Below are 2,108 nucleotides of genomic sequence, written 5' to 3'. Positions count from 1 at the left end.
CTGCTATTTATGATGGTAATGCCTGGAATGTCCTCTTTGATTCAATGGCGTTTGAATAGCCTCCCGGGCCAGCAGTTAATTTAAAGGAAAGTGGGTACACGGATAGCACATTATGGAAACTAACGTTTATATCAACGGGCGGGAAGCCTGCTCCAGAGCGTCTGACGGGAAATCTGCTGGCGCATTTCCCGATCCCTGCTGGTCCCCTCCTCCTCCGCCCACAGGCCCGGTCGTTGTGCCTTATTCCAACACGGCGTATGCCCGGGATTTGCAGAACGGAACAGCTACCGTATTTATCTGTAAGTCGATGGTGGCACAGAAAGATCGCTCGTATTTCTCTACCAGTGAAGGGAATGTTCCGGCGACACCGGGATTCCAGAAAGGGCATGGGTGGAAAACAATCCCGTCCATACTCTTACTCCAGTAAAAACAAATGAAAATAATATGAGATTAAAAACATGATTATTACTCAAGATGAGTACAATGAAATATTCAAAGGGTTTTATATTAATGGTGTTGCAGTAAGAGACACTGGTTATATTTATATAACTACACGAGAAAAGCGAGATGATATAGACCCTGTAATGGAAGAACATCTGGCAAGAAAAAATTTTGTTTCCTTTTTTTTTGATGAACCATTAGGAGAGCAATGGGGATACAGCGGTTATGAAGGAATGGACAAGATATTTTCGGCTACAACCAGTATTCCATTCAGTCAGTACGTGGGCGTTACAATGGAAAATGAGGTTTTTGCTATAGGTAGTGGTTTTGAAGGGCTTGAAGAACCGATCCCATATGAATTTGCCATTAGCAATACCCGGACTATTGGTGGTCGATTGTATGTTGTAGGATCCGCACGTAGTGTTGTTCGCAGGATAGATAGAAATAATTGGGAGAAACTAAATAAAGGTATCCATCTCCCTGCGCAAGATGAAATTAAAACAATCCGTGAACAGATGCTATTCCTGGATGCTGCTGGTTTTAGTTGTGTGGATGGCTTCTCTGAAAATGATATCTATGCCGCAGGCGGTAAAGGAGATGTCTGGAATTTCGATGGTGATGAATGGAGGCAAATTCATTTTCCCAGCAACATGCTCATTGAATCTATCTGTTGTGGTCAGGATGGCTATGTTTATATCGGTGCGCAAAGCGGTACTGTATTTAAAGGTCGAAAAGATCAATGGAAGATGATTCATCGGGGGGAGTTAACCTTACCGTTCAGGCAAATGGTATGGTATGAAAATTGTGTCTGGGCAACGTCTGATTATGGTGTGTGGCAAATAATCGGGGATGATGTTGTTCAGCCAGATTTACCCAGCGAGGTAAAAATGTGCACTGGTTATATCAGTTGTACAGAAAAAACCCTGGTTCTGGCTGGGTATTATGGTGTAGCTCGCTTAGAGAACGGTCACTGGGATATATTGATTAATTGTGTTCAGGCAGAGAAAGGTGATTTCTGTTCTGAATAGTGATTGTTGCACTGCCATTACATTTCAAAGACAGGATTTCAATTTTGATTATTAATCAGAATAAATAATGGATAAAAAACTTTAAAAATGCAATGCGGAATGACCATGCCTTTCAGGGCAAAAGCATGAAAGCCCGCGTCCTGGCTGTCCTGCGTTCTCTGGAACATAAAGTGGCGGATTACCCTCATCTGATGCTCACTTCCTGTACCGGTGAGGTTGGGGCTGCCTCCGGCCCACTGATGCTGGCATATCTGGCGTCTGTGATGTCCCGCACCGATGGTCCGGGAAAAAAAGGACTGCTACATCTGAGTGCCGATAATGGTCAGCGTGCTGCGGCAATTGTCAGGGAAAGAGCATGGTGTGCCGTAGGCACAAAGATGCAAAACGGGACGTTTTGCATGTAATAAGCATAAGCTTGTGAAGAGATGGTGGCAGGCCCACCGGGATCTGCTGTCAAATAGCATTTCCAACCAATATGTTTCTGTATTCAGTTTGCTGTCAGGGAAAGATCACGTAACGCTGCTTTTTTGTACTAAATAATTCGCATTTTATGTTTAAAAATTGAGATATTCCTCATTACCTGAAGCTGTTTTTTATTGCTTATACATGATCAAATACTCCTTACATAATTAAGGAGAA

At 43.1% G+C, this 2,108-nt stretch carries 3 protein-coding genes; all 3 read left to right on the top strand.

What is annotated here, in order from left to right; translation table 11 throughout:
* Nucleotides 1-112 precede the first annotated feature (112 nt).
* Nucleotides 113-427 carry a PAAR-like domain-containing protein gene (locus tag G434_RS0126125; protein ID WP_001305541.1) on the top strand — a complete coding sequence of 105 codons (315 nt, stop codon included), beginning with the start codon at nucleotides 113-115 and terminating at the stop codon, nucleotides 425-427.
* 31 nt (nucleotides 428-458) lie between these two features.
* Complete coding sequence (locus G434_RS02985; protein WP_000587531.1) at nucleotides 459-1,469, top strand: beta propeller repeat protein; 1,011 nt, start codon at nucleotides 459-461, stop codon at nucleotides 1,467-1,469.
* Nucleotides 1,470-1,594: 125 nt separating this feature from the next.
* The gene (locus G434_RS02990; RefSeq protein ID WP_000647578.1) at nucleotides 1,595-1,873 is read left to right on the top strand and encodes a hypothetical protein; all 279 of its coding nucleotides are present in this window, start codon (nucleotides 1,595-1,597) and stop codon (nucleotides 1,871-1,873) included.
* Nucleotides 1,874-2,108 lie beyond the last annotated feature (235 nt).

The sequence above is a fragment of the Escherichia sp. KTE172 genome, assembly GCF_000408845.1.
Classification (GTDB): domain Bacteria; phylum Pseudomonadota; class Gammaproteobacteria; order Enterobacterales; family Enterobacteriaceae; genus Escherichia; species Escherichia coli.
The sequence above is the reverse complement of the archived record's forward strand: the minus strand, read 5'-3'. Positions and strand labels throughout refer to the sequence as shown.

Excerpts from the sequence above, each read along its gene's own strand:
- G434_RS0126125 (WP_001305541.1), top strand. The coding sequence starts at position 113 with ATGGAAACTAACGTTTATATCAACGGGCGGGAAGCCTGCTCCAGAGCG.
- G434_RS02985 (WP_000587531.1), top strand. The coding sequence starts at position 459 with ATGATTATTACTCAAGATGAGTACAATGAAATATTCAAAGGGTTTTAT.
- G434_RS02990 (WP_000647578.1), top strand. The coding sequence starts at position 1,595 with ATGAAAGCCCGCGTCCTGGCTGTCCTGCGTTCTCTGGAACATAAAGTG.